At 64.5% G+C, this 5006-nt stretch carries 5 protein-coding genes; 3 read left to right on the forward strand and 2 right to left on the reverse strand.

Annotated elements, in window-relative coordinates; genetic code table 11:
- Both E5W87_RS26360 and E5W87_RS26365 read right to left on the reverse strand, forming a co-directional pair.
- The coding region (locus E5W87_RS26360; protein WP_292404365.1) for a bifunctional alpha/beta hydrolase/class I SAM-dependent methyltransferase at positions 1–1247 on the reverse strand (1247 nt) is incomplete at its 3' end.
- 30 nt (positions 1248–1277) lie between these two features.
- Entirely contained in the window at positions 1278–1880 is a 603-nt protein-coding gene (locus tag E5W87_RS26365) for a CDP-alcohol phosphatidyltransferase family protein (RefSeq protein ID WP_292404367.1), read from the reverse strand.
- Between the two features lie 327 nt (positions 1881–2207).
- On the opposite strand from E5W87_RS26365, the gene E5W87_RS26370 reads away from it, so the two are divergent.
- From E5W87_RS26370 to E5W87_RS26380, 3 genes are all read left to right on the forward strand, one after another.
- Positions 2208–3197 carry a sugar phosphate isomerase/epimerase family protein gene (locus E5W87_RS26370; RefSeq protein WP_292404370.1) on the forward strand — a complete coding sequence of 330 codons (990 nt, stop codon included), beginning with the start codon at positions 2208–2210 and terminating at the stop codon, positions 3195–3197.
- 44 nt (positions 3198–3241) lie between these two features.
- A complete protein-coding gene (locus tag E5W87_RS26375; protein WP_292404372.1) occupies positions 3242–4300 on the forward strand; it encodes a substrate-binding domain-containing protein in 1059 nt (352 codons plus the stop codon).
- Between the two features lie 185 nt (positions 4301–4485).
- Positions 4486–5006, forward strand: a 521-nt coding sequence (locus E5W87_RS26380) for an ATP-binding cassette domain-containing protein (RefSeq protein ID WP_292404389.1), incomplete at its 3' end; no start/stop codon positions are given.

A 5006-nucleotide genomic window follows, 5' to 3' on the forward strand; every position in this document is an offset into this window, starting at 1 on the left:
GCCTGAAGCGTCTCGGTGGCCGAGCCGATCAACTCTTCGAGATTGAGCTTGCGCTGGCGGATGCCGCGCCAGCCGATCGCATCGAGAAAGGCGCGGTCGATCATGCGGCCGAGCGGGCTGCTGCCCCGCGCCTCGTTCTCGTAGACATAGTCGAGCGTCGAGCCGGAATCGAAGCCGGTGGCAATGCCTATCTGCAGGCCTGATGACAGCCATGCGCCCATGCGGATCGAGGCACGGCTCATTGCCCAATAGAGGCCCCTTGGCGACAGCAGGGCGAGCGGCGAGGCGAGCCGGTCGGCTTCGTCGCGCGTGTAGCCCGCGCGGTCGGCCGTGGTCAGGTCGACCGACTTCGCTGGCGTCGCGAACTGTCTTTCGAGGAACGGCTTGATCAGGTCGAGCGCTTGGCTGCGGTCGCGTTCGCCCAGCGTGTCGTGGAAGAAGCCGGGCAGCACATGCCGTTGCTTGGCCGAGCTGGCAAGATTGACGAAGAACTCGTGCTGCGGTGCGTGCCGCACCACCCAGTCGCTGCCCGAGATCAGCAATTGCGTCGGCACAGTGATGGCGCGGGCATCCGAGACGATACGCGCGGCGTGGTCGTAGAGCTCGACCAATATATTGGAAGCGATCGGCCGCGTGATCAGCGGATCGGCCTCGAAGGAAGCGATGCGCTCGGCGTCATGCGTCAGGAATTTGGCCTTGACGTAGGAGTTGACGAAGAAGCGCCCCTTGATCTTCTGCCACAGCGCAATGCCTTGCTTGGCGAAGGGCACGTAGAGCTTGACCGAGAAGGCCGGAGAGGCCAGCACCAAGGCGCGAATCTGCGGCGCATAATCATGCACCCAGGCGGCGGCGAGCACGGCGCCGAAGGACTGCGCGATCAGCGCGATGTCACGCTGACCAAAACCGTCCTTGCCGATCTCGCGCACGATACAATCGATGTCGCGCACAAGTGCTGCAAAGGACGGCGCGTAGCCACGCTCGCCGGCCGAGCGGCCATTGCCGCGCGCATCCCAGGCGTAGAAGGCATGGTCGGGCATGTCGAGTTCGTCGACCAGATGCGCCATGCGGCCGCCATGTTCGTGGCCGCGGTGGAACAGCAGAACCGCGCCCTTGGCGGGTTGCCCGACAGCCGGCCAGTAGCGGTAAAAGATCTCGGTGTCGTCATGGCTCTTGAAGACGCGCTCTTGCGCCACCCGCTTGAGGTTTGCCAAAGCGGCAGCGGCGGCAATCGTCTGTTCATGAAGCATATTTTTCCCCTGGCGGACGCGACCGGAATTTCAGTCGCCGCTCCCGTTAAGGCCGCTGCGTATCCGGTTGATGGCGGTCACCACCGAGAGTGTAGCCATGGCCGGAAACACAAACGGTGCGATCGCCGCGATCCACAGGCCGCAGGCGATGAGAAAGGCGATGATGCCGAGCGCCAGCGCCCGGTCGCTCTTGCCGAACGGCCCGGCATAATTGCGCCCCGTGCCGGCCGCTATGCCGAGCACGCCGGCGAACTCCACGATGATCGCCGCGATGGCGAAAGCGACGACGCCCCAGGCTGGGAAGATGGCGGCAAAGGCCAGGATCAGCGCGAGGTCCGAGACGACGTCGCAGAGTTCGTTGAGGTACATGCCAAGCTTCGAGGCCTGACCATGCTCACGCGCCAGCATGCCGTCGATGGCGTTCAGCGCCATGCGCGCAAACAGCACCACCGGCATCAGCAGGAAGACCGCGCGATGGCCGGCAAGGGCCGCGACCAGAATGCCGGTGGCTACCGACAGGGCGGTGGCCAGCAGCGTGATCTGGTTGGCGGTGACGCCGGCCAGGGCCAGCCGGTCGGCGAGCGGCCGCAGCTTGGCCTGGAAGGCCGGTTTCAGCGCATAAAGCGTCGGCATGTGCGGAACCCCCCGGCCACAACATAGTGCAAAAGACGATGATCAATTGGCGCGCAAGACGCAAGGGCTGCGAGCGGTTGTACATTACCGTTTTCGCGAAAACGGTAACAACCTTGCTTAAAGCTGCGCAGGATACGGACCGGAATCACCTATCGGCAGTCGGCATTTTCCGTCCCGAGGTAGCCCTCCCGATGCACGCGCAGCGGCCGCCATCATGCCCGATCGAAACAGCCCCCTGCGGTTGGTCGCAGCGGCAGGGCCACTTCAAAATGAGAACTTTACAAATATTCGTATATATGTGAAGTTATGTCCACCAAAGGACCACCCATGACAGTCAATCGTTTCGCCACGCGCCTGAATTCCTTTGCCTCGCGGCCACAGGCCGAATGGCCGGATCTTGTCGGCAAGCCGTCCATGCTGCAGATGGCGGCGCGTGCGGCGAAGGTTGCGGGGCTGACCGACCTCGACCTCAACTTTCCCGATCATGTCGATGAAAAACCTGCGGAAATGGCGCGAAAGCTCGGCGATCTCGGGCTTTCGATCAATGGTTTCGCCATGCGTTATTATTCCAACCCGGCCTTCAAGCTCGGCGCCTTCACCAATCCGGATCCCGCTATTCGCCGCGAAGCCATCGACCTGACCAAGGCCGGCATCGACGCCGCGCGTCAGGCCGGCTCCGGCCTGATGACATTGTGGCTGGGCCAGGACGGCTTCGATTATGCGTTCCAGGCCGATTACGCGACACTGTGGCAACACGAAATCGATGGTATCCGTGAAGTTTCGGCGCATGATCCGGACTGCCAGATCAGCCTGGAATACAAACCCAACGAGCCGCGCTCCTACAGCCTGATGCCGGATGCGGCGACGACATTGCTGGCGATCCGCGAGATCGGCCTGCCCAATCTCGGCGTGACGCTCGATTTCGCCCATGTGCTCTATGCCGACGAGCAGCCGGCCTTTGCCGCCGCACTCGTGGCGCGCCACAGCAAGCTGCTCGGCGTGCATCTCAACGATGGCTACGCCAAGCGCGACGACGGCCTGATGGTCGGCGCGGTGCATACGTTGCAGACGATCGAGCTGCTCCGCCAGATCCGCCGCGATGGCTATGCCGGTGCCATCTACTTCGACACGTTCCCTGACATGACCGGGCTCGACCCGGTCCAGGAATGCGAAGTCAACATCGCCACCGTCAAGCGCATGCTGCGCGTCGTCGATCGGCTGGAAAAGGACAACCGCCTGTCCACCGCCGTCGACCGTCAGGACGCGGTCGCGTCGCAGGCCATCATCCAGGAAGCCATGCTCGGGCCGGACAGCTGAAGCTCCGGCGGCATAGACCGTTTTTCAACAAGGGAGGAAAGACCATGAAATTTCTGCCTGCCACCGCCACCGCTGCACTGATGGCGCTGTCCATCGGTTCGGCGTTTTCCGCGGACCTCGCGCCGCTCAATTCCGACACCGAGAAGGATCGCATCGACTGGTCGCAGCTCGAGGCCAAGTTCGGTGCGTTCCCCAAGCTGCCCGACGGCACCAAGGCGGGCGCCGTCTCCAAGACGCTGACCAACGAATACTGGCGCTCGCTGGGTGAGGGCTACAAGTCGTTCGGCGACCGCGTCGCTGTTCCGGTCGTCTACCAGGCGGCGCAGAGCGAGGGCGACCAGCTCGGCCAGCTCACCATCGCCGAAGGCCTGGTCACGCAAGGCTACAACGTGCTTCTCGTCTCGCCGCAGACCGACTCCAACCTGCAGCCGATCATGGAGCAGGCCAAGGCCGCCAATGTGCCGGTGGTCAACGTCAATGACGCGGTCATCCCGCAGGCCGAGCACTATGTCGGCAATGTCCAGCGCGACAATGGCGTGCGCGTCGCCAAATGGTTCATCAAGAACCGGCCGGACGGCGGCAAGGTCGCCATCGTCGAAGGCCAGGCCGGCGTCTATGCCGCCGTCCAGCGCACCGACGGCTTCAAGACCACGATCACCGAAGCCGGCAAGTTCGACGTCGTCGCCAGCGTCCCCGGCAACTGGGATCGCCAGACTTCCTATGACGCGGCCACCAACATCCTGCAGCAGCACCCCGACCTGATCGGCTTCTATGCCAACAATGACGGCATGGCGCTGGGCATCGTCGAGGCGGTCAAGGCCGCCGGCCTGCAAGACAAGGTCGCCGTCTTCGGCACCGACGGCATCTCCGACGCCTATGCCTCGATCCGCGCCGGCGAGCTGACCGGCACCGTCGATAGCTTCCCGGTGCTGACTGGCGAGGTGGCGCTGGAATCGGCGCTGCGACTGGTGGCCGGGCAGAAGCTGCCGCGCGTCGTCGCCACGCCGCAGGCGCTGATCACCAAGGACAATGCCGACCGCTATTCCGGCGCCGGCGACGCCGTGCGCAACGCGCTGCTCGAGGACGCGGCAGCGGGCAACTAAGACGGGACAACAACCGGGGCTGTTGCGTCCCCCTCATCCGGCCGCTTCGCGGCCACCTTCTCCCCGCTGGGGAGAAGAGCAGGACGCCGACGCTGGCGATCTCCTCTCCCCTCGGGGAAAGGTCAGCCGAGCGAAGCGGAGGCTGGGTGAGGGGGTCTTTGACAGACCGCTTGGAGAACGAACCATTGTCACCCCGGCTGCAATTCGAGGGGATTTCCAAGGTCTTTCCGGCCGTGCGGGCGCTCTCTGATGTGTCCTTTTCGGTCGGAGCCGGCGAAATCCATGGCCTGCTCGGTGAAAACGGCGCCGGCAAATCGACGCTGCTGCGCATCCTGTCGGGGGTCTACAGGCCGACGGCGGGAAGCGTGCTGATCGACGGCAAGCCGGTGACGCTGAACAATCCGGTCGCCGCACGCGCTGCGGGCGTGGCCATGATCCACCAGGAATTGCAGCAGGTGCCGCGTCTCAGCGTCGCCCAGAACATGTTCCTCGGCCATCCGCTGACGCGTGGCGGCATCTTCGTCGCACGGCGCGAGCAGGAACGCCGCGCTGCGGAAGCCCTTGCGGCCATCGACCCGACGATCGATCCGGCAGCGCCGCTCGGCAGCCTGAAAGTCGCGCAGCGGCAGATCGTCGAGATTGCCCGGGCGCTGCTCGATCGCGCGCGCATCGTGGCGATGGACGAGCCGACATCGAGCCTGACGCC

Source organism: Mesorhizobium sp., assembly GCF_004962925.1.
In the GTDB taxonomy this organism is placed as follows: Bacteria; Pseudomonadota; Alphaproteobacteria; order Rhizobiales; family Rhizobiaceae; genus Mesorhizobium.